The organism is Mesorhizobium sp. PUT5 (assembly GCF_052216645.1).
Taxonomy (GTDB): domain Bacteria; phylum Pseudomonadota; class Alphaproteobacteria; order Rhizobiales; family Rhizobiaceae; genus Mesorhizobium.
This window is the reverse complement of sequence record NZ_JBQOSO010000003.1, coordinates 2,372,540-2,396,868: the sequence shown is the minus strand read 5'-3', so window position 1 is coordinate 2,396,868 and position 24,329 is coordinate 2,372,540. Positions and strand designations below refer to the sequence as shown.

Genomic DNA, 24,329 nt, shown 5'->3' with positions numbered 1-24,329 from the left:
AGTCCCGCAAAAGTGGAAATCCATGTCATTGAAGCCTTCGATCACCTTTGCAAAATTCTCCGCACCCCGGAAGGGCACCGTTTTCGTCTTGTCCGCCGAGGGGGAGGGATTGGCCGGGGCAGCGTCGGCCTGCGATCCGGAAAAGGTGCTGGAGCGCGCCTTTGCGGCTGCCGAATTCTCCGGAAAGTTCGGTGCCCTCGTGGAGGTGCTGGCCCCGCAAGGTAGCCAGTTCGACCGGCTCGCCGCCATCGGCACAGGCCAGGTTTCCGAGTTGGACGAACACGCGTGGATGAAGATCGGCGGCGCGATTGCGGCGGCCTTGCGCAATGCCGTGGAGGTGGCCGTGGTGCTCGACCTTCCCGGTCTTTCCATCGGTGGCGCGGAAGCCGCCGCGGTCGGCGCGGGTATCCTGATGCGCAGCTACGCTTTCGACAAATACAAGACCAAGAAGGATGGCAACGGCCAGTCGACGCCGAAGAAACCGGCGAAAATCGTCATCCAGACCGCGCACCCGGCCGATGCGAAAAAGAAATTCGCCGACGCCGAGGCCGTGGTAGGCGGCGTTCTCCTGGCGCGTGACCTCGTCAACGAGCCGGCCAACATGCTGGGGCCGGTGGAGTTCGCTGCGCGTGCCGGTGCGCTGGAGGCGCTTGGCGTCAAGGTCGAAATCCTCGCCGAAAAGGAGATGCGGAAGCTCGGCATGGGGTCCCTGCTCGGGGTTGCGCAGGGTTCGCCGCGCGGCGCGCGCCTGGCGGTCATGCAGTGGAACGGCGGCAAGGCGAAGGACAAGCCTGTCGCCTTCGTCGGCAAGGGCGTCACTTTCGACACCGGCGGCAATTCCATGAAGCCGGCCTCCAGCATGGAGGACATGAAGGGCGACATGGGCGGTGCGGCGGCAGTGCTGGGGCTGATGCATGCGCTCGCCGCCCGCAAGGCCAAGGCCAATGTCGTGGGCATCATCGGTCTTGTCGAGAATGCGGTGGACGGCAATTCCCAGCGGCCGGGCGACATCGTCACCTCCATGTCGGGACAGACGATCGAGGTGCTGAACACCGATGCGGAAGGCCGCCTCGTGCTGGCCGATGCGCTGTGGTACTGCCATGACCGCTTCCAGCCGCAATTCATGATCGATCTGGCCACGCTCACCGGCGCCATCATGGTGGCGCTCGGTCAGCATCATGCCGGGCTGTTCTCCAACAATGACGAATTGGCCGGCCGGCTGGCCGAGGCCGGACAGGCGACGCAGGAACGGGTTTGGCGCATGCCGCTTGGCCCGGACTACGACAAGCTGATCGATTCCAGGAATGCCGACATGAAGAACATCGGCGGCCGCTATGGCGGCGCCATCACCGCGGCCCAGTTCCTCCAGCGCTTCGTCAAGGATACGCCCTGGGCGCATCTGGACATCGCCGGCACGGCGATGGGTGCGCCGGCCAGCGAGATCAACCAGTCCTGGGGAACGGGCTTCGGCGTGCGGCTGCTCGACCGGCTGGTGCACGACCACTATGAAGGCTGAGGCGACGGCGCGCCGGAACGACATGGCCGAAATCCTGTTCTACCACCTGACCGAATCGACGCTGGAGGATGCGCTGCCCGGCCTCTTGGAGCGCAGCCTGGAGCGCGGCTGGCGCGCGGTGGTGCAGACCGGCACGGAGGAGCGGCGCGACGCGCTCGACCAGCACCTGTGGACCTTCCGCGACGATTCTTTTCTTGCCCACGCCACCGATCGCGAGCCTCATCCTGCCGAGCAGCCGGTGTTGCTTACGACCGGGCAGGACAATGCGAACGCGGCCCAAATCCGCTTCCTTGTCGATGGCGCCAGCCCGCCCGACCTTTCCGGCTACGACCGCGCGGTCTTTCTCTTCGACGGCCACGATGCGGCCCAGATGGAGGCCGCACGCGGCCACTGGAAGAATATCAAGGCGGCCGGCCACGCCGTCACCTACTGGCAGCAGACACCCGATAGACGCTGGGAGCGCAAGGCGTGAGGGGCCGGCGGCCCGCGACCGGGAGCGCCGGCCCCGGGCCGCTATTGCCCGCCCATCTCCTTCTTGAACGTACCGAGGTCGACCTGCATGCCGTTGAAGACGGTGCTCCAGTGACGGGTCAGGGCTGAGACGGCCACCGCCTCCTGGATTTCCTCGTCCGTCGCGCCATGGCGCCTGGCATCCTCGGTGTCGGACCAGATGCAATAGCTGCACGGGATTTGCGCGGCGACGGCGAGCGAGATGAGCGACTTGACCTTGGGCGACAACGCAGTCTTGTCGCTGAGTTCCAGCGCCTTGACTTCCGCCCAGGCGCCGGGCAGCGCCGCCTTCGGGAACTGCTTCACGAAGCCGGGCACGCCACCCATGGTGGACTGGATTTCCTTCATCGCCGTCTCGTAGTCGTCGGCGCGTGCGGAAGCCGGCACCAGTGCGGATGCACAGGCCGCAGCCAACAATGGAATGCGGAAAGCATGAGTGAAATCATGAATGCAAGATGCGATCTGCGACATGGTATTCTCCTCTGGCCTTTAACATCCTTACGATGTAAGGTTATTAGAGTTGAACCTTACGGCGTAAGTTGTCAAGCGAATCGGCGAGGAGCGCGATGGATCGGCCGATCAACAAAAAGAGAGCACGCGGGCGGCTTTCGCCCGACATCATCATGGATGCGGCGTTCGAAGTGATCGAGAAGGAAGGGCTGGACGGCTTTTCCACCCGCAAGCTCGCCGCCGTGCTCGGTTGCGAGGCAATGAGCATCTACCATCACTTCCCGTCAAAGGCGCATCTGTTCGAGGCGCTCGTCGACCGGCTGATCGCGTCGCTGGCCATTCCGACGCAGGATCTTCCTTGGCGCGAGCGCATGCGCATGGCCATGCAGGATTTTCGCCGCATCGGGCGACAGCATCCGTCCTTCGCGCCGTTCCTCGTCACCTACCGGATGAATTCGCCGGCCTGCCTTGCCTGGCTGGATGGCATCATCGGCCTCTTTCTCGATGCCGGCTTCGATCGCGAAACGGCTGCGCGTCTTTTCAGGACCACCGGCTACTATCTCATGGGCGCCATACTCGACGAGACGGCAGGCTATGCGCGTGGCCCTTCAGCGACCACGACCGTGAGCGAGGAGCAGATGGCGCGCGACTTCCCCAATGTCGCGCAGGCCGGCCGGTATTTCGGCACGGGCGAATTCGACGCCACCTTCACTCTCGGCGTGGAAATGCTACTGGACGACATGGAGCGGCTGCGGCAGGCCGCCGGTTCGGAATGAGCGTGCTTGCGCTGCCTCAGTCCTCGAACTTGCTCTCCAGGAAGATTCCGTCCGGGCCGGGGCGAAGCGGATCGATCTGAAAGATGAACTATCGCCACGCCTACCATGCGGGGAATTTCGCCGATGTCGTCAAGCATGTCGTGCTGGCGCGGCTCGTCGAATATCTGAAGCGCAAGGACAAGCCGTTTCGTGTCATCGACACCCATGCGGGCATCGGGCTTTATGATCTTTCCTCCGCCGAGGCGCAAAAGACCGGCGAGTGGCGGGGCGGTATCGGCCGCCTGATGGAGGGCGCGCTGGATGCGCAAGAAGCCGTCCTTGCCGGGCCCTATCTGCAAGCCGTGCGCGCAACCAACCCGGAAGGCGGGCTGGCCGCCTATCCCGGTTCGCCGCTGCTCGCGCGGCATCTGCTGCGCAAGCAAGACCGGCTGTCGGCGCTGGAGTTGCACCCGCAGGATGCGGCGCGGCTGAAGGTCCTGTTTGCCGGGGACATCCAGACCAGGGTAACCGAACTGGACGGCTGGCTGGCGTTCGGCGCGCATCTTCCGCCGAAGGAAAAGCGCGGCCTCGTGCTGGTCGATCCGCCCTTCGAGGAGGAGGGCGAGTTCGCGCGCCTGCTGGACGGGCTGAAAAAGGCATACCGGCGCTGGCCGGGCGGCATCTACGCGCTGTGGTATCCGATCAAGGACCGCGCGGCGGTCGCAGCCTTCCGCCGGGACCTCGCCGAATCGGGCGTGCCGAAGCTGCTCGATATCGCCTTCGAAATCCGCCCGGCCTCGCAGGAACCCAGGCTCGACGGCACCGGCCTGGTGGTGGCCAACCCGCCCTTCGTTCTGGAAGAGGAACTGCGCATCCTGCTGCCGGCCTTGCACAGGTTGCTGGTGCAGGAGCGCGGCGCCGGCTGGTCGCTTACCTGGCTCGCGGGCGAAAGCGTGGCCGCTACGGGTGCGCAATAGACACCGGGCGGGCCGAGCAGCCCGCGGCGGCGATGGCCAGGCGGCTTTTGCCGTATTGTTTTCGTTTGCATCTTGCCTTCTGCATGCCGAGCCACTAGAGCAATTCCTCGAAAAGCGGGAACCGGTTTTCCGTTCGGAATTGCGTAAAAACAAAAAGATAGAGCGTTTTCGCGATTTGGAAAAAGCGGAAATGCTCCAGTGGAAAGCCACGCCGCGGCGCGGCGGTCCGGAGTGTAGCGCAGCCTGGTAGCGCACCTGATTTGGGATCAGGGGGTCGCAGGTTCGAATCCTGCCACTCCGACCATCATTTCCCTGTCCGGCCCGGAGATATAGGTGGCAACCTCGTGCCGAACGGGTTGTCGATGGTCTGCAGGGTTCTTTGTTCCAAGTCGATATATCCGAGATCATAGCGCATGAAGCTCAACAGCCGAATGCCGTCGTCAACTGATGAATTCGCCGGGCTGCGGCCAGCGGCCCGCGTTCATGCGGCGATTGCAACATGGTCCGATGCCGTGCCGACCACATGAAAAGCATCCCAGCGAACGCGGTGTAAGGGCAGCGCGGAGGCGACTTTTTTGCCGGAACAAGAGCAATGCGGAAACCGTACGCAACACAAAACGGCGCCGAAGCTATGAGTTAAGTCGCTGAATTCGTTGAATAATTTGATGGCTGGGGAACCTGGACCCTGCACGGCCAGCTTTTCAGCCCGAAAACCTCAATGAAATCAGCACATCGCGATAGGAAATGGTTTGAGAATTGTAGCAGTCGATTGGATCGCTGCAAGAGGCTCTGCGCCGCTATCCCAAAGGTCGTGCTCCCTTGTCGTAAAGATAGACGGTGACGGCGAAAGGCCAGTCTCGCTCGGCTTTCAGCAGGGCCTCGCGCACCGTCGTGTCGACCGAATCCAGCACATGGAAATAGGCAGGATCGGCCTCCGCCTCCTCCAGCACGAACCAGGGACGCCCGTTCGGACGTCTGGCATTGTCATGGGCGGAGGGTTCGAAGACGGCATCGCATTCGGGGGTGCTGCGGTCTGTTCGGTGATCGATGATGTTGCCGAGCATGAAGGCTGACCTACTGGAGCGGAACGGGTGAAAGATCGGAAACAATCGTCAGGATAAACTGGACGATCTCCTCGTCCGACACCGTGACCCGATTATAGGCCATGCTCTCGATTCCGGCAGCAGGACCATTGAAGACACCGATAACCCTGCCGTCCTTGACAGGACCGTCCAGCACCACGAACTGGATGGCATATTCTTCGTTTCGGCGCGTCAACGCATCGTTGCCGCTGGCGCGCATGACGAAGGTATCGACGTCGACCACCTCCCACACAATCTCGTAGTTGAGCCCCTGCAAGTAGTTCGTAAGCTGGCCGAGCGTTATCTGCGCGCTGACGAACGGCCGCGCAGCGGCGACTTGTCGGCTGAACATATCCTGCGTCGGTTGGCCGCCTGGCAGCAGGCGGGACATTCTGGCCTGCGCAATGCGCGTTGCAGTGTCGGGGCCGAAGATGGCCTTGTATCCGGAAACACCAACAGTAACGACCGCGGCGACGAGCAAAGCCCCACGCCAGGACTGAAAAAACTGAGCGTTCATGGAAAATCCTGTGATGAAAGAGGTCAGGCGGAAATCGGTTTCAAGAGGTCGATACGAAGCCAGCGATTGCCGGGAATGCCTTTGGTCGCGGCACGTCCGCTGTAGCGGGTGCCATCGCCTGAGCGCGCCTCGACGGTGTAGATGACCAGAAAGTCCCCGTCGAAATAGACGTCGTAAGCCTCGACCAGCCGACCGGTGCCGCGTGTAACGATGTCGATTGCCTTTCTCGACGGCGTGGTTTCGACTTGCTCGCGATCCATGACGGTCGTGCCGATGCCGGATATCGCCACCTCAAGGAGGTCATTCTCCGTGGCGTTGGCAAGGTAAAGCGGTACATAGCCGTGCGTCCATTGCTTGCCGAAATACAGGGCGACGGGGAACGGGCAATGATCCAGTGGGATCGTCTCAGGCCACTCATATGCTTTCCGATAGGCGACCTCATAGGGAACATCGGTAAAATCCGGCGTGAATACCTCACCGTCTCCGATGGCATCCGTCGTGCCGATGAAAAGGCGTGCCTTCTGCTCGCGGCAGAGCGCAAGCGCCTGCTGGAGCTGCGGGCGCTCTGCCGAAGGAAGCGGCTCGGTTTCCACAAACTCGGCCAGCACAATGGCGGATCGCAGCATCTTGCGGATTTCTCGCCGTTGCTTTTCCAGAAGGGCTTGCGCTTCCTCGGGGCCAGCGGGTGCGCGAAAATAGACCACGACATTCCGGGATCGTGCCCAGCTTTCGCGGGTGGCCTCGTCGGGGTCTTCCAAACGGACGACTTCCAGCCCGTCTTGCGAAATGGGCGCGAAGCGTTGTCCAGCGAGTGCCTTGGTCGTGGCGATCAGCACAGCGGCTCGCTCGCGGCTCGCTGCCTTCCGGGCAGCGCCATAGGCAGGGCGGCGGCCTGATCCATCCTCCATCTCCGTGAAGGACGCGACGACAACACCCTGCTTTTCCATCAGCCACCGATTGGCTGAGTGAAGCTGGACAAGAATTTCCGGTCCCGCATCGGCCATCGCGTCCGTATCAAATTGGCTGAACAGGGGAACGGGCTGTTCATCCTCGTCTTCGGTCCAATGGGTGATGAGAGGATATGTCCTGGCGACGGTTCCGCCTGCCTGACGAAAATAGACGACAACTTTCATGGGCTCCCCATCGTGATTTCTCATGATGCGGCTCCCTCGGGCGATGAACCGCCCCACGTATTCACGTCAGTCTCGTTTGAATTGCTCCGAATTCGCAAGAAAGTCCCACTGTTACCGATTGAACACAGTTGTCCGGGTCGGATTGCCGATGGCCCTTACCCGCCCCGGTATCGCAGCCTGGAGTTTGGCGAGATGTTTACCCCAGGTGAGGTCGTCCCGCTGGGCCTTGTCGAACCCGTAAATGATGAGATGGGGAAGCGTGTCGATAAGGGGCACTGAGCCCGTTTCGAGAATCTGTCGGATCGCCGGTGCAACACTGCGGGCGGCGCTCTCTCCGAACGCCTGCATGCGCATGTCGTTGAAACGAAGCAGCGCCCTTGCCGTCTCGACATATCCTGCCGAAAGCTCGGCCCTATAGGCTTCCAGCGCCTTATGGTAATCCGTGATCTGACGAACCACATCGGGGAGATTGTCACCGCTGGCGCGTAGGGCCGAATTGGTGAAGTGCTTGGCTTCGTAGAAGCGGATCGTCGGCACATCGTTTTCAAGGGTGGCAATCGCCGCGTCGATACGATCCTGCCTTCGGTCGGATGGGGCAATCTCCTCCTCGCCATCGTCGTCCGGCGAAGACAGGCGCGTCAGGGCGATCTCGGCATCGATCACATCGGCATTGCCGGCGAGCATGGGATGAAGGCCGGCTTTCTCCGCGCCGGCATACCGAGATGCGGCCCTGCACATCTCGTTCAAGGTTTCCATACCCAGATACGTCTTTTGAAGCACGTCGCGGGCGTCGAATTGGAATTCACCGCGTTCCAGGGCAACATAGGTCTGCGCTGGCCGAACAAGATATTTGGCGTGGGTGAACGGGATCACCTGGCCCGGTTTCCAGCCGATACGAAAGATGGAAGCGCCTCTATAGTAGGCGTTGATGGAGTTGCGCCGGACGGCGAGAACAAGGTCGGGATGCTGGAGCACATCACGCCACCAGTTGCCTGTGCTGTCGGTCGCCAGTTCCTCCAGCGCATCCAGGAAAGCTGGATCAAGCGCGCGGTGCGGAGCTATGAAGGGTGTCATGCCGCGACCTCCCACCATTCACCGTCGTTCTTCTGCTGGGCAATGGTTCCGAAATGATCAGGGAAGCGGTGCGGTTCGAACGTATGGATCGGCACCAGCATCCGGGGCGCCAGCGCTGTGGCAAGCCGCTTGAGGTCGGCAATGCTGGCATGACCGGAGGTGTGGGCATGTTCGAGGGGAATACTGCGCGCATGCAGCGCCTCGGACACCTGCATACCCTTTTCCTGGTTCAGATAGCCGTCCCATTGCGACCAGACGGCCACTGCGCCATCCAGGCATTCGGCCCGGTCGAGATCGGACAGCATGGCGGGACGAAAGAGGAAGGCGGCTTTCGGGGCGAGCGCCTTCAAATCCTCCGCGAAGATGCGGTTGGCCTTGTGAGGTTCGAGGAGGTCGAAACGCTCGGTCTGCTTGATGCGGACACGTTGGTAATGCGGCACATAGACGGCGATGTTCGGCCAGTCCGAGTGCGGTATGTTGGCATTGCCTGTAGCGCGCAGGACTTCGGCGGCATAGAGGTCGATAACCAGGGTACGGCCAGTCCGCTTGCAGGCACGGTAAAGGCTCACCATCCGGTCGATGTTCTGCGCGGATGCCGCCACCAGCGCCATGCCGGGCGTTGCCCGGAAGATGTCGATGAGACGCGCCTCGATCTCGGGTTCGGTCGGAAACTTGTGGTCGGCGTCGAGTCGTCCCAGCGTGGAACCTTCCATCAACAGCAGATCGACGTTGCGAGGCGGGTTTGCAACTAGTTTCTCGAACAACGCGGCTTTGCGTCCATGGGCGCGGAAGTCGCCCGAATAGAACAGCTTCTTGCCGCCCGCCTCGACTTCCAGAGCATAGGCGTCATAGGCCGAATGATCGACCAGATACGGTGTCACCTTGAAGGGGCCGAACGACATGGGCGTCCGGTCGCGAAGCTCCAACGTGTTTTCGGGGATATAAGATCGCGGCAAAAATGGTGCCGCCGCCTGGAAGATGCGATGGGTTGCGGCACCCAAAGCGACGGGCAGTTCCTTACCGGCGAGATGCGCCAGCCCCCAGTGATCGAGATGGCCATGCGACAGGACAAGCGCCCGAAGGGAGTCTTGCCCGTCCAGGCCGTCAATAGTGGGGTGAACCGAAATATCTTCCGGGTCACCATCCAGGGGCAAGCCCAGATCGAGCAACAGCCTTTCGCTGCCTGCCTCAAGCTCGATACACGAGCCGCCGATTTCCTTGGTGCCGCGATGAATCCTGACCCGCATTCCCCCTCCGGTTCGACCAGGGAGGGTGTAACTTGGCTATGGTTCGCTCCGCTTGGTTTCGGCGCAACCTAGAATCTTCCTGTGGCTATAGCCAGTGGTTTCTTTGGCAACATGAATGCTGTCCTCGTCTGATGAACGGACGGGCGCTGGTCGCATGGAATCTCAGGCGGATAAGGGTCGGCCAAGGCATCTCGCAAGAGAAGCTGGCCGCCGATGCTGGCGTGGATCGCGCGTATCTGGGTGGTTTGGAGCGGCAGACGGAAAACCCTACCGTTGACCTGTTGGACAAGGTGGCCGGGGCGCTGGCGGTGTCTGTGAGCGAATTCTTTATGGTGCCAGGGCCGGGGGATCACCCGCCGAAGCCGCTGCGGAGTGGGCGGCGGAAGGAATAGTGTGTGAGCCGAATGGGGTGGGAAGCCAACAGTCCGCTGTTGGAGAGCGGACAAGATTAGCAGACATCCGCCGGGTACTACATCGCGTCGATAGCAGAGTGTCCGCTTTGACGTCGCAAATCATTCGGAAAGCTTTATAACGTCGATTTTGGTATTACGAAACGAATGGGGGCGACGCATTTCATGACACTAGCACATACGCTCGCCAAGGCTCGCACGGAGGAAGACGTCAAGGACGCCTATATTTCGGCCTTGGGACTCAAGGGTGTTTCCAAGAACCTTGTCGATATTCAGACGCAGGAAGTCTGGTTCGAAGCAAAGGCGGTTTCGACACCGCCGATTGTTATGTTTGCGCAACTGATGTTTTATGTCCGTGCCGCAAAGAAGCGGGGCGAACCGATTCCAGCTTTCTTGGCCGTGATCGACCGCGAAAAGGCGGCGATCATGCCAACCGAGAAGGCACTGCCGTTGCTCGACGACAAGAGCATTGTCTGGCCAAAATCCGGATCGGGCGCCGGCAAAGCGTTGGGCACTCAGATCGCGCCATACGTGCAGACGCACATCGTTGAATATGAGATTGCGCACGACGAGGCCGCATTCATCTTGGCGGTAAAGGACGCGATCAAGAAGCGGCAAATCATTCGTACGGCGATCACGCCTGATAATCTGCGGCAGGTTTTCGACCGCTGGGTTTCGATGATCGGCGGGGAGCTGGGCGTGAAAGCTCAGGCGGATTACGCCGTCCTGTTTTTCGCCGATATTATGCATGATGGGCAGCGTGAGGCGATAAACAATCTGCCTGCGCGACTATTGATGACCGCTGCTGGGCCGACGTTCCTCCTGAACGGCCAAACTTACGAATTGGCCAACGATCGCGGCTACCGCAACTTTTGGGCGATTTATCACCGCCCACCCGAACAGAAGCACCGCCATTATCTACTTGAAAGGCGCGATAGCCTTCTCCCCATCGATGAGCAGAAATTCAAGGGTGCGTATTACACTCCCCTGCACATCGTCGACAAAGCCTATGATCAGCTTCGTGCCACGCTGGGAGAGAAATGGCAGGACCGCTATATAGTTTGGGACATGTGTGCAGGGGTGGGCAATCTCGAGGCGAAGCACAGCAACCTGCGCAATGTGTTTATGTCAACGCTCGACCAAGCCGACGTGACAATCATGAGATCGAACCCGGCTTTCGCGGGTGCGGAGATTTTCCAGTACGATTATCTCAACGACGACGTTACCGACTTCGGCGAGGTCGACTACAGTCTGTCCAATAAGCTACCCAAGGCGCTGAGACAGGCGATTGACGATGCCCGCAATGGGAAAAAGGGCGCGAAGCCGATCCTGGTCCTGATTAATCCGCCTTATGCGGAGAGCGGGTCTGGAATCGGCAAGGGCGACGAGAACAAGATCGGTGTGGAGAAGACGCGCATCAACGGGTGGATGCGCGAAATGAACTTGGGCTACGCTAGCAAAGAATTGTTCGTACACTTCCTAATTCGCATCCGACAGGAATTGCCCGGTGCAACGCTAGCGATGTTCAGCAAGTTGAAATACGTCAATGCTCCCAATTTCGAAGCATTTCGAAGGGTTTGGCAAGCGAAGTATCTAGGCGGCTTTGTTGTCCACAGCCGCGCCTTCGAACTGAAAGGCGAATTCCCGATCGGCTTTTTGATATGGGACCAAAGCGTAAAAGACCAAATCGGCGACATCACAGCTAATGCGCTAGATAAGGCGGGAATGTTGGTCGATGAGAAGACTTTTGCGGTTCATCCCGCGTCCACATTCTTGAATGCGTGGATCGTAGCTCCCAAAGCTAGAGGAGAATTGGCACTCCCGCTTTCGAACGCGCTCACGCCGTCAAGAAATCCCCGTAGGAAGCGCTCGTGCGAGGGCGCTCTAGGATATCTGTTTGCAGGTAACAACGATCTGCAGAACGCCTCGACCGGGACAGTCCTTACCTCGTCCATTTATACTGGTAGGAATGGCGGCGGCACTTACGTCACACCGGACAATTTGTGGCAAGCTGCTGTCGTTTTCAGCGTCCGCCGCCTGATCAAACCGACTTGGCTCAACGATCGTGATCAATTCCTGCAGCCGAGCAAGCCGCTGACCGACGAGTTCAAGTCGGACTGCCTTGTCTGGATGCTGTTCAACAATAGTAATTTAACCGCCGGGGCCGACGGCCTTCACTGGAACGATCAAGACTGGAGCCTAGTCAATCACTTCATCCCCTTCAGCGAGGCCGACGTTGGCGCGAAGGGGCGATTTGAGAGCAACTTTTTGGTACGCCACTTGCAAGGCATGTCCTTTTCGCCGGAGGGGCGAGCGGTGCTCAAAGAAGGCCGGAAGCTCTGGGCGCGCTTCCATGCCACTAAATTCCCACGCAAAATTCGCGACGAATACAAGCTCGGGCGGCCAGACGCCGGATGGTATCAGATTCGACGTGCACTCGAAGCATATGGTGACACCGAGCTGACCGACTTCGATCCATTGAGGGCCGCGTATGCAACGCTAACCACGAAGCTTCGCCCAAAGGTTTATGCGTTGGGCTTCCTGCCCAACTGAGTTACTAGGGCCGGAGCAGCGTTCCGGCCTTTTAACGAGCCTTGTGTTTCAACCAGCCAGCGTCCCGGACGGCGAACCGATCAGCACCTCGGCACGAACCTGATCCTCGGCGTCGAGATAAGCGTCGATCATCTGGTCGATCCGCGCGAAATCGGCGTAGCGTTGATGAAGCCGTTGGGCGTAATCATGCTCTCCGGCGGTTCCGATGGCTTCAATAAAGCGCTCAAGGAATATGCCGGTGAAGGTGGGCTGACCCGGTTCCGGTTTCTTGAGGTGGCTGGCATAGGCCGCGATCCCGTTCTGTACATGCCAATTCAGGCGAGGGGCGATGACGATGAGGTGTCCGTCATCATAATTGCCGCGCTGGATCATGCTGGCGGCGAGCAGATGTTCCCGCCATAGCTGCTGGCATGGGCTGGACCTCAAACTGGAAGCATTGGGGTCTTTGTACAGGCCGGATTGCTCGGAAAGCCTGTCGAGATGGGGCCGGGTCGGCTGCGTCGTTTCCTGGAGGGTTTCGGTGTATTTCTGCTCGACGAAAACGAACCCGCGTCGGCCATCCTCGGTGCGGTAGCGAACTAGGGCGTCGGCTGCGGTGTAGTCGGCGGAAAAGGCCGGGTTTCCCCGTCCGGGGCTGTGCTCGAACAGGATGTTTGTGACCGTCCCGTTGAAGCCCGGCAGGACCAGACGCATTACACGGGTCGCAAGGTCAAGATCGCGTTTGAGCGGGCCGAAGAGATTGAACACCAGCGGCATGGATGAAAGCAGGTTGCGGAAGAGGCGGTCGGCGTCGATCAGTGCGCCGATCTCGCGATAGACCAGTTCACGACGAACCAGCGAAGCGATGGCCGGATCGAGGAAGTTGGCTCCGGCGCGGCCTGCCGACATGGTAAGACGAGAGCCGATCTGGCGCGTTTCCCCTGACGGACTGCGGTGGCGACCGACCGGCAGGTTCTGATCCTGCCGCCAAAGGGATTGCAGCAGGCGGGCAGCGGCGGTGAACCTTGAGGCGTCGGGTTCCAAGCAATGATGCTGGCGCAGGATGTCTTCGGGAATGAGTGGGATGGTTTCGTTTACGTCGTCTTGGTCGAAGGGTGTAGGATGGACGTTGGCCTGGGGCATTCAGGAAAATCCTCGATCTCTGAAATGAACGAGGATGATTCAGACGAGCCAGATGCAAGTTGCTATGAATTGTTGATGAAATGGTCGAATTAACATTAATCGAGTACGCTACGATTGAGCATTGAATAGGTATCTGATGCCAGTAAGCCGGGACAGCAAGAAGCTGAAAAAGCCGCGTCGCGGTGGCCAATCAGGAACCTTTGGCATGGGAAACTCCGGCATAAGACGGAGCGATTTTCTTTCGAATGATGATTATGCGCGGGCGGTCCACGAAGCCGGAGGGCCTGGGGCCGACGAGGTGTGCGCGTCGGATGGCTTTGGACCGCATACCTTGCTTTTGCAGGCAATCCATGGCGCGAATCTTGATGATAAGTACGAAATTTTCCAAGCCGAGTTCGCGAGTGAAGTCGTCGACCGGCCCCATGTCTTTGTGAAAAAATGGAAGGGTCGTCTCCGGGGCGGCTATCTGAAGGCCAGTGCACCATCTGAAACCGTTGTGGAAACTCGCACTAACCCTGATGGGGCGGCCCGGCAAGTGCTTGTTATGCCGAAATCAGACCAGGCATCACGGCTGATCGATGAGGCAGAGTTTGCGGAATTGTATTCCGCCTGCGAGTTCGCTCATGAGTTTGGACTGCCGCTCGATACGATGATCACGATTACATGGTCGCTCTTGGATTGCCGAAGTGACAACGACGTGAAGAAGGGCTTCCAATCGCTACTGAAGTGCATCGGGGATTGGTTGGGGCAGCGAGGTTGGCCGTGTGCATACATCTACTGCCACGAGAACAGTGCTGCGCTCGGCCTCCATTCCCACATCGCGTTATTTGTACCGGGCGGCTCGCCACCAGGCTTAAAGCGTTTGTCCGCCACGGAGCATCCCAGGCGGCAGTTTAAGGCCTATCTGAAGAAGTGGGTGGAGCGGCGGTTTGGTGGCGTGGCAAGAGGTTCGGTCAGGATAACGGGTGCCTTGGTGGAGCAGCCTTGGCTAACGTTTCTTCGTCTCGGCTACATTTCGAAAGGCTTCGAGCGTGGGGCCCTGGTCCAATCTGCTAAGTATGCCCCCGATGGTCGAGATGTTTTCCTGGGAGACCTCATTCCTTTCCGATGGCGAGACCCTGGTCCTGTCAGCGTGAAGCGGTGCGGCGTCTCGCAGAGTTTGGGGCCGACCCAGCGACGAACGGGTGTGCCAGGTGGCCTGGAGCGGTTCTATGCCGATCCGGTGAAACTTGGAGGCGACTTGAAGCTATTAGGGGTATCTGCTGTTGATGCTGGCAAGGCACGCTCCGACCTAGACATTTGGATGAAAGCGGATCGACGCCCGGCAAAGCCGAAGCGGTTCAAATCTGCATATGAACGGGGGATTCGCGACGTTCGTGAGCTTTATCCGCAGGATTTCGTAGACCGATTGAACTTGTACCGGTGACGAAACTGACCACTACGGCAGGTAACTTGGGCTGCATAGTCTGCCAGTTTCTTTTTTGGCAGATCAAGGGGTTTCGGTAAGTCTGAATAATTGTTTGTTTATAGGCGTTTAAGTGGTTTCCCCAATCGAGCATTTGTGACTATTTGCGCGATCTCATCCCGTAGGATGCAGGTGGGGGCGAGGGCCGAGGGGTAGGTCTGATTTGAGATGGGTTGCGCTTGAGGCGGCTCTCCCATTTTCAAGTATATTTCAATAGGTCTCGAAGCCGGGCTCTTGCGGCGGGCGCTGTACGATGAAGGCGCCAGGATCATCAACAACGTCTATGGGCTGGGCGGTGGCCAGCCCGGCCTCTCGCAACAACCGGATGAAGACAGCGAGACCAAGGTTGGCGCCCTTTTTGCTGCTGTCGTCGCGACTGACCTTGCCGGTCGAGGGCCAGAAATTGAAGACTTGGACCTTGAGATGAAATGGCGAATGGCGCACGAACTTGACTCCGGCGCGGGTCAGCGCGGCCTCGGCTTCGGCCATGGCCTGGGTGGCGTCGATGCGGCGTTTGGCTGGCATGGGCTTATCTCCTCGGTTGGTTTCCCTGCTTTTGATTTGTTTCCCGATTGAAGGATCAGGGAATGCAGAGAGGAAAGGGAATGGAGGGAGAGGGAAGAGAGAATGATTGGATCGATGGGATCGATCATTCTCCCCTTCGCGATAAAGTCAGAAGCGGCCAGCTTCGCCAGCCGAATTTTTGCCTACGCCCGGAGCGTTTCGGGCTCCGGGTGCATTTTCAGCGGTCGTTATGAAGGTGTGCCAGGGCAAGTCCCGGCTTGATGGCCTCTATCGCGGCGGCAAGCTGTTGCAAGGTCGATCCCTTCGTGTATCGCGCGGTTTCCCCAGGCGTGCTGTGACCTGTCAGGTGATCAATGACATTTGTCGGGACATCGGCTTGGTGCATCAAGGTCGTCGCAGTATGCCGCAGGGAATGGAAATCGAGGTTCTTGCGATAAACGCCGATGTCCTGCCGGTAGCGGGTGAACCATTTTGTAAAGCCATGGCCGAGTTTGTCGTCCGCTCCGCCCGGTTTCAGGGCCGGAAACACCGGCTGCGATCCCTTTCCAAGCGTCTTGACGTAGGCCAGGAAGCCCATGTGGATCAGATCGCTATGGATCGGGACGCGCCGAACGGCGTTCTTGTTCTTCAACTGGCGCGGTGGACGGTCGTTGATGTCGAAGAAGGAAATGCCATTTTCCTCCCGAACATCATCGGTGCGAAGCTGGCAGATTTCCTCCAGCCGCATGCCGCTTAACAGGGTTATAAGCGGTATCCAGAATTTGTCGTCGCGGATGATTTGCTGACCGGGCTGTGAGCGACGGCCTGCGGACAAGCATCCCGACCAGACGGGGGAGCCGAACAACGCCTTGAGTTCCGTACCGGACCACTGGTCCCGCTCATCGACAGCCCTTTTGACGGCGGCGAATTTGAAGCCGGAGAAGATGTTTTCCGTGGCCTTGCCGGTGGCCACGGCCTCACTCCACATCGCAGAAAGAGCCGAGAAATGGCGCTTGATGGTTTTCTGCGTTAGCAGCGGTGGCTTGCGCTCGACCGGCAGCTTTTCATAGGCGCGGATGATCTCTTCGGGCGTGAAATTCTTGTAGGAAGCGGCCTTGCCGTAGTCGGAAGGCATACGCTCCGCCGTTGCGCGGAATTGGGCGGCGTCCGGCCGTCTATACTGGCTTACCGGCTTGTCACCGCAAATCTGGATGAATAGCCTATAGGTGGCGTCTGCTTGGTTGCCTGTCTGCTGACGCCATTCGCCGCGCCGAAGCTGGTCTTCGATGTAGCTCGGATAGACAGTAGAAAATAGCGGCTCTGCCTGCGCCCTTGATTGCGTCTGATGAAGGGGAGCGGCAGTAGGGGGAACTTCAGCCAAAGCTTGGCGAAGCAACTTGCTCTTGGGCTCGAACTCGAAGTCGCCTTCATATCGGGCTTTCAGCGCTTCTGCGAGGTCGATACCGGCACGGTGAACGACTTCCTTGCATTGATGCCGCTCGGCTTCGTTCAGATCATCCCAACTCAGGCCAGCCAATCGGGCCGACATTCGGGCTGCGTCTGATCCGTGATCCAGAGTGTTACCGCCCAACGAATCTCGGACCTGCTCCGCGACGTTCCCCCAGTAGTTCGCTCGGGCAACGCGGCCGTCTTTAGTGAGATACATGCCGGATGCTCGCACCGCGCCTTCCCGTTCCAGGACGTGGTTGTAGAAACTCTGGGCAAGGCGGGCGAGTTGATCCTGGGTCAGCATGGGGTTTGCACGGGCCGTTTCGAAAAGTTGCTCGGAGAGCCAATATAGTTCATCGGCTCGTAGCCGAGCGCTCCTTGGGCCGCAAGCACCGAGGCTGCGAACCAGTTCGCGGCGTTTCAGCCTGTCGCGCAAATCTGCCGGAACGGCTCGTCGGAAATGAAATATGCGTCCGCGCTGGACGATATTGGAAGGAGCTGCCACGCCGCTTCGCTCGCTCTTTGTAGCAGCGGTTTGTAGCAAAATGCTTCTTCCCGCCTGAGGTGGCGCGACGCACTTAAATGATTTCAATGAGTTAGGAGGAAAGTGGCTGGGGAACCTGGATTCGAACCAGGACTAACGGAGTCAGAGTCCGCTGGTCTACCGTTAACCTATTCCCCAAAGAGCATCCGTTGCGGATGCTTTGGCCAAACGGGCAGAAACTGCGTCGAAATCTGGTATGTCCAAATCCGGCGCCTTGGGTGGCAGCGCCCGTTTCGGCTGCCTTGTAACCACCATCGTGAAATAGTCAAGCCCGCTTTGAATTTCAATTCGGCGCGGTTCAACTCTGGCGGCGTCCGAACTGGGAGCGCTCGAAAAGAACCACCACCACCAATGCGATCAGCAGCGGGACGATCAGGTAAAGCAGCCGAAACACCAGCAGTGCGGCCACCACGCCGGCCTGGTCCATGTTCGACAGTCCGGCCAGGCAGATGAACTCGAACACGCCGAGCCCGCCCGGCGCATGCGAAATCTGGGCCAGCGAGAACGCCACCAGGAACACGCCTAGCACGACCAGATAGCCGGGGTTCGCCTCCGCCGGAAGGGCGAAATAGAAGATGCCGGCGGCGGCAAGCAGTTCAGCCGGCCCGATCGTCAACTGCCGCGCCACGATTGGCAGCCGCGGATATTGCAACTGGAAGCGGCCGATGTTCAGTGGCTTCAGGTGCAGCCAGCTTCCGAACACATAGGCGACGACCAGCAGGAGCATGAACAGGCCGGCGCCGGCGGAGAATCCGCCATAGCCGATGTCGGAGAATCGCTCGAACAGGTCCGGCTCCAACAGCAGCACCACGCCCGCGACAAGCAGCGTCGACAAGACGAAGGTGATCCAGCAGATGCCCACCAGCACGCCGACTTCCTGGCCGCTCAGGCCGCGCGTGCCATAGGCGCGGTAGCGTATCACCGCGCCTGAGAACACCGAGCCGCCGATGTTGTGCGACAGCGCATAGGTGGTGAACGAGCACAGCATCACGAACGGCCAGGACACCCGCTTGCGCAGGTGCAGGAGCGCGATGCGGTCGTAGCCGGCCAGCGCGGCATAGGCGCAGATCGCGCTCGCCGCCGCCAGGAGCCAGCGGTGGTTGGGAATGGCCTCGAGCCCCGCCCACACATCGTCGAGCGATATGCCGCGCAATTCGCCCACCAACAGCCAGATCGAAAACGCGACGGCCGAAAGACCGACGGCGGGCCAGAAATAGCGCGTCCATCTCATGCTGCGACGATCATCGGCATCTCCATTACCTGCGTTCGAAATCCGTTCTGCCGCGGCGGCAGGGAATCCATGCAAGGCCATATGGTTAAGGAATGCCTTATTGGCGCTGCCTGTTCAACAACAGGCGTGGATGCGTTTTCGCTTTGCGCTTGGTGATCGGCTGCAGCGCTGCTAGTCTGACCACAACTTACGGGAAAGATGCGCCTGCGGCATGGCAAGCACCGGTTTGCGCGGCGCTGGAAGGATCGACAGTGGAAGACCGCGATACCGGCGTTCGGGCGCCGGAAGCGGGAACGTCCGGCAATGTTTCGGCGCAGAGCGTGCCGCAAGCAGCGCCCACAGGCCGGAAGCCGAGCCGCCCGAAGGCGGGCTCGCGCGGTCCCGGGCAGGTGGCGGACGCAACCCCGCTCCAGAACAAGGGCTCATCCCAGGACGGGGGCCCACCCCAGAGCCAGGGTTTGCCACAGGGCAAGGGCCGGAAGCGGCGAAAGCGCAAGCGTGGCCGCAAGGTCTTTGCGCGGCCGGATCCAGCCCGGGACGGGGCCGAGCCCCCGGAAGCGGCGGCCGGCGTATCTGCCTTGGCCGCCTCCGGCCAGGCCGACATCCCTGCCGTGTCGCGCCGTACGCCGGCGGCCGCGCCACCCGCACCTGCGATCCGCGTGGGCGATCCGGGGCGGCGCCGGTTCCCGCAAGACCTGCCCGTGTTCGCCGCCCTCGACCTCGGCACCAACAATTGCCGCCTGCTGGTGGCCGTGCCGACCCGCAACGGGCAGTTTCGCGTCATCGACGCCTTTTCGCGCATCGTCAGGCTGGGCGAGGGGCTGTCGGGTAGCGGCCGGCTGGCCGGACCTGCCATGGACCGGGCGCTGGAGGCGCTGAAGGTCTGCGGCGAGAAGCTGCGCAATCGCAAGATCAGGCGCGCGCGCCTGATCGCCACCGAAGCCTGCCGCTCGGCCGGGAACGGCGCCGAGTTCCTGGAGCGGGTCGAGCGCGAGGCCGGACTGAAGCTGGAGGTCATCGACCGGCAGACGGAGGCGCGGTTGGCGGTTTCCGGCTGCGGCTCGCTGGTCGAGCGCGATACGCGCGGCGTGGTGCTGTTCGATATTGGCGGCGGCTCGTCCGAGATCGCGCTGATCGACGTCAGCAAGCCCCGCTCGCAGCGACTTGCGAATCATATCGTATCGTGGACCTCGCTGCCGGTGGGCGTGGTCTCGCTGGCCGAGCGCTTCGGCGGCCGCACCGTCACGCGCGAGACCTTCGCCGCCATGGTGGAAGACGTGGCCACGCGGTTGAAGGCGTTTCATGAGCGCGACCGGCTTGACCATCTGGTCGCCGGCCCGGACTTTCACCTGCTCGGCACGTCGGGCACGGTGACCACGTTGGCGGGCGTACATCTGGAACTGGAACGCTACGATCGTCGCCGGGTGGACGGGCTGTGGATGGACCGCGACAGCGTCGACCGCATGATCGAGAAGCTACTCGGCTGGGATTTCCAGCAGCGGGTTGCCAATCCCTGCATCGGCGCCGACCGCGCCGACCTTGTTCTGGCCGGCTGCGCCATACTGGAGGCGATCCGCGGCATATGGCCGTCGGAGCGGCTCAGGGTTGCCGATCGCGGCCTGCGCGAAGGCATATTGAGCGAGCTGATGGCCGACGACGGCGTCTGGCGCGACAGATGGCGCGACCGTGCGCATAGCGAGGGAGGCCGGCGATGAGCAAGAAGCCGCAAGGCCCGGCGGGTGCGGGCACCCGCGTGCTGCGCACCAGGGTAAAGAAGAAGAGCGGCCTCAAGGAGTCTTCCCGGCGCTGGTTGGAACGGCACCTGAACGACCCCTATGTCCAGCGCTCCAAGGCCGATGGCTACCGTTCGCGCGCCGCCTACAAGCTGATCGAGATCGACGACAAGCACCAGTTGCTGAAGCCCGGCATGCGCGTCATCGATCTTGGCGCGGCACCCGGCGGGTGGTGCCAGGTGGCCGCCGCGCGCACGAGGTCGACGCCCGAATCGCCGCATGTGGTGGGCATCGACTATCTGGAGATGGACGCGGTTCCGGGCGCGACGGTGCTGGAAATGGATTTTCTCGATCCCGAGGCGCCTGGCAGGTTAACCGAGGCGCTGGGCGGTGAACCCGACATCGTGCTTTCCGACATGGCGGCGCCCACCACCGGGCACCGCCGTACCGATCACCTGCGCACCATGCATCTGTGCGAGGTCGCGGCCGACTTTGCCATGCAGGTGCTGCGGCCGGGCGGCCATTTCCTGGCCAAGACGTTCCAGGGCGGCACCGAGGCCGGCCTTCTGGATGCGCTGAAGCGGAATTTCCGCTCCGTGCATCATGTGAAGCCGCCTGCCTCGCGTGACGAATCGGTCGAACTCTATCTGCTGGCCAAGGACTTCAGCGGGCGGCAGCCGCAGGATTGAGACCGGGGGTCCGCCGTCTCATCTGCCGGAGGTCGCGGAAGTCACCGTCTCCATCCGCTTGGCCTGGCGACCCTTGTGGCCTGAAACGGCGTTGCCGGCATCCGGCGAGAGGCGCAGGAAAGACAGGCAGGCCAGCGCCGAGACGAAGGCGACCAGGTAGAACGCGATGTGAAAGTCGGCCAGCGTCAGCGGGCCGCCGTGGATCTTGGTCTGCACCTCGAGGATGCTGCCGGCCAGAGCCACGCCGAGCGCGATGCAGAGCTGCTGGCCGACCGCGGTGATGGGAGTGGCCTTGCTGGTATCCTCGGGCGGAATGTCCGCATAGGCCAGCGCATTGATGCCGGTGAAGAACATGGAGCGGATGAAGCCACCGGCCAGAATGACGGCCAGCATCACCGCATAGGGCGTGTCCGGCGTGAAAAGACCGTTCACGGCGACCGTTGCGGCCGCCAGAAGCGAGCCCCAGATCAGCACGCGCCGGAAGCCGAAGGCGCGGAACACCCAGGTCGTGGCGAGCTTCATGCCGAGCGCGCCGATCGCGGTCACGAAGGTGATCATGCCGGACTGGAACGGTGTGAGCCCGAAGGTGAGCTGAAACATCAGAGGAAGCAGAAACGGCACTGCGCCGATTCCGATGCGGAAGAGCCCGCCGCCGAGCACGGAGGAACGGAAAAGCTGGTTGCGGAACAGATCGAGCGCGAGAAGCGGGTTGGCCACGCGACGGGCGTGCAACAGGTAGAGCACGCCGCACAGCAGCCCGACCGCGACGGTTGCCAGGCCCACGGCCGGCGGCAGCGCGGGAAGGCCGGCGACCGAGAGGCCGAATACCACGCCCGAGGCTGCAAGGCCGGACAGCACGAAGCCCGCGAGATCGAGGCGCGGCGTCTTCACCGGCGGGGTCTCGGGCAGGTAGCGGGTCGCAAGGCCGATGCCGATTATGCCGATCGGCACGTTGATCAGAAATATCCAGTGCCAGGTGAAGTAGGTGGTGATGAAGCCGCCGATCGGAGGCCCCACCAGTGGCCCCACCAGGGCGGGAATGCTCAGCCACGCCATGGCCGCCACCAGCTCGTTCTTGGGGGTGGCGCGCACCAGAACCAGCCGCCCGACAGGCGTCATCATGGCGCCGCCGATGCCCTGCAGGAACCTCGACACCACGAATGCAGGCAGGGAATTGGAGACGGCGCAGGCGACCGAGCCGACCACGAAGACCGCGATTGCCGTGCGGAAGACATTCTTGGCGCCGAAACGGTCGGCCATCCAGCCGCTGATCGGAATGAAGATGGCGAGCGACACGAGATAGGAGGTCAGCGCCAGCTTGAGAGCGATCGGGCTCGTCTCGATGTCGATGGCGATCGCCGGCAGCGAGGTGGCGATCACGGTGCTGTCCATGTTTTCCATGAAGAGCGCGACCGCGAGTATCAGCGGGATGATTCGATTCACGGGCGGTTCCGGTTGGTGAGTTTCGGAAAGCGTTGAAAAGCCGCGACATAAGATCGTCGATGGAGCGGAAAAGTCCAGCGGCACGCCCGGTAGCATACGCGTGAACGCATGTCGCGGCAGAACGGCGTCACATTTGCGCGACTCCGGCTGCATGCGACGCCATCCCCTCGAAGCGGGCGCTTTTCATACGCGCGTGGACGTGTTACCAGCCAGCGCCATCCTGAAGGATAGAAACGAGTCGGCGCGGACCTGCTGGTCGCAGCGCTTTTCCTGCATTTTCCGAGGAGCGGCATGGCCAAGATCATCGAAACGTCCACCGGCGCGCTGGCGCTCACCTTTGACGACGTGTTGCTGCAGCCCGGCCATTCCGAGGTGATGCCTGGCGAAACCGACGTCGCCACGCGCATCGCCGGCGATATCGACCTCAACGTGCCGATCCTTTCCGCCGCCATGGACACGGTGACCGAGGCACGCCTTGCCATCGCCATGGCGCAGGCCGGCGGCATCGGCGTCATCCACCGCAACTTCACCCCGGCAGAGCAGGCCGAGCAGGTGCGGCAGGTGAAGAAGTTCGAATCCGGCATGGTTGTGAACCCGGTGACAATCGGACCGGATGCCACGCTGTCGGATGCGCTGGCGCTGATGAAGGCGCATGGCATATCCGGTATCCCGGTGGTGGAGAACGGCGGCGCCGGCGGCCAGAAGACGGGCCGGCTGGTCGGCATATTGACCAACCGCGACGTCCGCTTCGCCTCCGATCCGGCCCAGAAGGTCTATGAGCTGATGACCCGCGAGAACCTGGTCACGGTCAAGGAAAACGTCAGCCAGGACGAGGCCAAGCGCCTGCTGCACCAGCACCGCATCGAGAAGCTGCTGGTGGTCGACCGTCACGGCAACTGCGTGGGCCTCATCACGGTCAAGGACATGGAGAAGTCGCGGCTCAACCCGAATGCGTGCAAGGACGCGCATGGGCGCCTGCGCGCGGCCGCCGCCAGCACCGTGGGCGAGGATGGCTTCGAGCGCGCGGAGCGGCTGATCGATGCCGGCGTCGACCTTCTGGTCATCGATACCGCCCACGGCCATTCGCAGCGGGTGCTGGACGCGGTGACGCGCGCCAAGAAGCTTTCCAATTCCGTGCGCATCATGGCCGGCAACGTCGCCACGGCCGAAGGCACCCAGGCTCTGATCGATGCCGGTGCCGACGCAGTCAAGGTCGGCATCGGGCCGGGCTCGATCTGCACCACCCGCATCGTGGCGGGGGTGGGCGTGCCGCAGCTCTCGGCCATCATGGCAGCGGTGGAAACGGCGCAGAAGGCCGGCGTGTCGGTGATCGCCGACGGTGGCATCAAGTTCTCCGGCGACCTTGCCAAGGCGCTGGCCGCCGGGGCAAGCGCCGCCATGATCGGCTCGCTGCTGGCCGGCACGGACGAGAGCCCGGGCGAGGTCTATCTCTACCAGGGCCGTTCGTTCAAGGCGTATCGCGGCATGGGCTCGGTGGGCGCGATGGCCCGCGGCTCGGCCGATCGCTATTTCCAGGCGGAGGTGCGCGACACGCTGAAGCTGGTGCCCGAGGGCGTCGAGGGGCAGGTGCCCTACAAGGGGCCGGTGGCCGGCGTGCTGCATCAGCTTGCCGGCGGCCTGAGGGCCGCAATGGGCTATGTCGGAGCGCGCGATCTCGCCGATTTCCGCGAGCGCGCCACCTTCGTGCGCATCTCCAATGCAGGACTTCGCGAAAGCCATGCCCATGATGTCACGATCACCCGGGAAAGCCCCAACTATCCCGGCGGAGCCTGAGGACTGCTGCGCGCGGACCATTGCGCCGGTCGGGCTGATGTCGCTCGACCTGCGCTCTATGGGTATCGCCGCCGGCAAGGGCGTGGCGACCGCGCGCGGGAGGCGCCGCGCCTGAACGGGCCAGGGGAGGA

At 61.5% G+C, this 24,329-nt stretch carries 21 protein-coding genes and 2 tRNA genes; 11 read left to right on the top strand and 12 right to left on the bottom strand.

The window, feature by feature from the left end:
* Positions 1–22: 22 nt before the first annotated feature.
* Together ACTDI4_RS13235 and ACTDI4_RS13230 are read left to right on the top strand one after the other, a co-directional pair.
* Positions 23–1,516, top strand: coding sequence for a leucyl aminopeptidase (locus ACTDI4_RS13235; protein ID WP_442841588.1), 1,494 nt, complete (start codon positions 23–25; stop codon positions 1,514–1,516).
* A 22-nt stretch (positions 1,517–1,538) separates the two neighbouring features.
* Positions 1,539–1,988 carry a DNA polymerase III subunit chi gene (locus tag ACTDI4_RS13230; RefSeq protein ID WP_442841587.1) on the top strand — a complete coding sequence of 150 codons (450 nt, stop codon included), beginning with the start codon at positions 1,539–1,541 and terminating at the stop codon, positions 1,986–1,988.
* 41 nt (positions 1,989–2,029) lie between these two features.
* Here the strand turns inward: ACTDI4_RS13230 and ACTDI4_RS13225 are convergent, their stop codons facing one another.
* The gene (locus tag ACTDI4_RS13225; protein WP_442841586.1) at positions 2,030–2,497 is read right to left on the bottom strand and encodes a carboxymuconolactone decarboxylase family protein; all 468 of its coding nucleotides are present in this window, start codon (positions 2,495–2,497) and stop codon (positions 2,030–2,032) included.
* A gap of 95 nt (positions 2,498–2,592) precedes the next feature.
* Here ACTDI4_RS13225 and ACTDI4_RS13220 point away from each other — a divergent pair, with 95 nt between their 5' ends.
* From ACTDI4_RS13220 to ACTDI4_RS13210, 3 genes are all read left to right on the top strand, one after another.
* The gene (locus ACTDI4_RS13220) at positions 2,593–3,252 is read left to right on the top strand and encodes a TetR/AcrR family transcriptional regulator (protein WP_442841585.1); all 660 of its coding nucleotides are present in this window, start codon (positions 2,593–2,595) and stop codon (positions 3,250–3,252) included.
* Positions 3,253–3,335: 83 nt separating this feature from the next.
* The gene (locus ACTDI4_RS13215) at positions 3,336–4,208 is read left to right on the top strand and encodes a 23S rRNA (adenine(2030)-N(6))-methyltransferase RlmJ (RefSeq protein WP_442841584.1); all 873 of its coding nucleotides are present in this window, start codon (positions 3,336–3,338) and stop codon (positions 4,206–4,208) included.
* Between the two features lie 227 nt (positions 4,209–4,435).
* Positions 4,436–4,512, top strand: a tRNA-Pro gene (locus tag ACTDI4_RS13210).
* Between the two features lie 493 nt (positions 4,513–5,005).
* Here ACTDI4_RS13210 and ACTDI4_RS13205 read toward each other — a convergent pair.
* The 5 genes from ACTDI4_RS13205 to ACTDI4_RS13185 all read right to left on the bottom strand — a co-directional run bounded on the left by ACTDI4_RS13205 (position 5,006) and on the right by ACTDI4_RS13185 (position 9,261).
* Positions 5,006–5,272, bottom strand: a complete 267-nt coding sequence (locus ACTDI4_RS13205; RefSeq protein WP_435996108.1) for a hypothetical protein — start codon at positions 5,270–5,272, stop codon at positions 5,006–5,008.
* A 10-nt stretch (positions 5,273–5,282) separates the two neighbouring features.
* Positions 5,283–5,807, bottom strand: a complete 525-nt coding sequence (locus ACTDI4_RS13200) for a hypothetical protein (protein ID WP_442841583.1) — start codon at positions 5,805–5,807, stop codon at positions 5,283–5,285.
* Between the two features lie 23 nt (positions 5,808–5,830).
* Positions 5,831–6,940 (bottom strand): hypothetical protein, encoded by a 1,110-nt coding sequence (locus tag ACTDI4_RS13195; protein WP_442841582.1) that lies wholly within the window; start codon positions 6,938–6,940, stop codon positions 5,831–5,833.
* A 111-nt stretch (positions 6,941–7,051) separates the two neighbouring features.
* Positions 7,052–8,014 carry a hypothetical protein gene (locus tag ACTDI4_RS13190; RefSeq protein ID WP_442841581.1) on the bottom strand — a complete coding sequence of 321 codons (963 nt, stop codon included), beginning with the start codon at positions 8,012–8,014 and terminating at the stop codon, positions 7,052–7,054.
* Positions 8,011–9,261, bottom strand: coding sequence for an MBL fold metallo-hydrolase (locus ACTDI4_RS13185; protein WP_435996104.1), 1,251 nt, complete (start codon positions 9,259–9,261; stop codon positions 8,011–8,013). The genes ACTDI4_RS13190 and ACTDI4_RS13185 overlap by 4 nt, the downstream gene beginning before the upstream one ends.
* A gap of 131 nt (positions 9,262–9,392) precedes the next feature.
* On the opposite strand from ACTDI4_RS13185, the gene ACTDI4_RS13180 reads away from it, so the two are divergent.
* Both ACTDI4_RS13180 and ACTDI4_RS13175 read left to right on the top strand, forming a co-directional pair.
* On the top strand, positions 9,393–9,653 hold the full coding sequence (locus tag ACTDI4_RS13180; protein ID WP_442841580.1) for a helix-turn-helix domain-containing protein: 261 nt from the start codon (positions 9,393–9,395) through the stop codon (positions 9,651–9,653).
* Between the two features lie 183 nt (positions 9,654–9,836).
* A complete protein-coding gene (locus ACTDI4_RS13175; protein WP_435996103.1) occupies positions 9,837–12,224 on the top strand; it encodes a hypothetical protein in 2,388 nt (795 codons plus the stop codon).
* A gap of 48 nt (positions 12,225–12,272) precedes the next feature.
* Here the strand turns inward: ACTDI4_RS13175 and ACTDI4_RS13170 are convergent, their stop codons facing one another.
* A complete protein-coding gene (locus tag ACTDI4_RS13170; RefSeq protein ID WP_442841579.1) occupies positions 12,273–13,346 on the bottom strand; it encodes a PGN_0703 family putative restriction endonuclease in 1,074 nt (357 codons plus the stop codon).
* A 121-nt stretch (positions 13,347–13,467) separates the two neighbouring features.
* On the opposite strand from ACTDI4_RS13170, the gene ACTDI4_RS13165 reads away from it, so the two are divergent.
* Positions 13,468–14,772, top strand: a complete 1,305-nt coding sequence (locus ACTDI4_RS13165; RefSeq protein WP_442841578.1) for a hypothetical protein — start codon at positions 13,468–13,470, stop codon at positions 14,770–14,772.
* Between the two features lie 249 nt (positions 14,773–15,021).
* On the opposite strand, the gene ACTDI4_RS13160 is transcribed toward ACTDI4_RS13165, so the two are convergent.
* From ACTDI4_RS13160 to ACTDI4_RS13145, 4 genes are all read right to left on the bottom strand, one after another.
* Positions 15,022–15,336: a hypothetical protein gene (locus tag ACTDI4_RS13160; RefSeq protein ID WP_435996100.1), complete on the bottom strand. Its 315-nt coding sequence runs from the start codon at positions 15,334–15,336 to the stop codon at positions 15,022–15,024.
* 217 nt (positions 15,337–15,553) lie between these two features.
* Complete coding sequence (locus tag ACTDI4_RS13155; RefSeq protein ID WP_442841577.1) at positions 15,554–17,269, bottom strand: tyrosine-type recombinase/integrase; 1,716 nt, start codon at positions 17,267–17,269, stop codon at positions 15,554–15,556.
* Between the two features lie 103 nt (positions 17,270–17,372).
* A tRNA-Gln gene (locus ACTDI4_RS13150) sits at positions 17,373–17,446 on the bottom strand.
* A gap of 160 nt (positions 17,447–17,606) precedes the next feature.
* Complete coding sequence (locus ACTDI4_RS13145; protein WP_442841576.1) at positions 17,607–18,539, bottom strand: lysylphosphatidylglycerol synthase domain-containing protein; 933 nt, start codon at positions 18,537–18,539, stop codon at positions 17,607–17,609.
* Positions 18,540–18,790: 251 nt separating this feature from the next.
* Between ACTDI4_RS13145 and ACTDI4_RS13140 the strand changes: the two genes are divergently transcribed.
* Both ACTDI4_RS13140 and ACTDI4_RS13135 read left to right on the top strand, forming a co-directional pair.
* Positions 18,791–20,254: a Ppx/GppA phosphatase family protein gene (locus ACTDI4_RS13140; protein WP_442841575.1), complete on the top strand. Its 1,464-nt coding sequence runs from the start codon at positions 18,791–18,793 to the stop codon at positions 20,252–20,254.
* The gene (locus ACTDI4_RS13135; protein WP_442841574.1) at positions 20,251–20,961 is read left to right on the top strand and encodes an RlmE family RNA methyltransferase; all 711 of its coding nucleotides are present in this window, start codon (positions 20,251–20,253) and stop codon (positions 20,959–20,961) included. Before ACTDI4_RS13140 ends, ACTDI4_RS13135 begins: the two co-directional genes overlap by 4 nt.
* A gap of 18 nt (positions 20,962–20,979) precedes the next feature.
* Here the strand turns inward: ACTDI4_RS13135 and ACTDI4_RS13130 are convergent, their stop codons facing one another.
* Positions 20,980–22,404: a DHA2 family efflux MFS transporter permease subunit gene (locus ACTDI4_RS13130; RefSeq protein WP_442841573.1), complete on the bottom strand. Its 1,425-nt coding sequence runs from the start codon at positions 22,402–22,404 to the stop codon at positions 20,980–20,982.
* A 291-nt stretch (positions 22,405–22,695) separates the two neighbouring features.
* Between ACTDI4_RS13130 and guaB the strand changes: the two genes are divergently transcribed.
* Positions 22,696–24,198, top strand: a complete 1,503-nt coding sequence (gene guaB / locus ACTDI4_RS13125) for an IMP dehydrogenase (RefSeq protein ID WP_442841572.1) — start codon at positions 22,696–22,698, stop codon at positions 24,196–24,198.
* Positions 24,199–24,329: the final 131 nt, after the last annotated feature.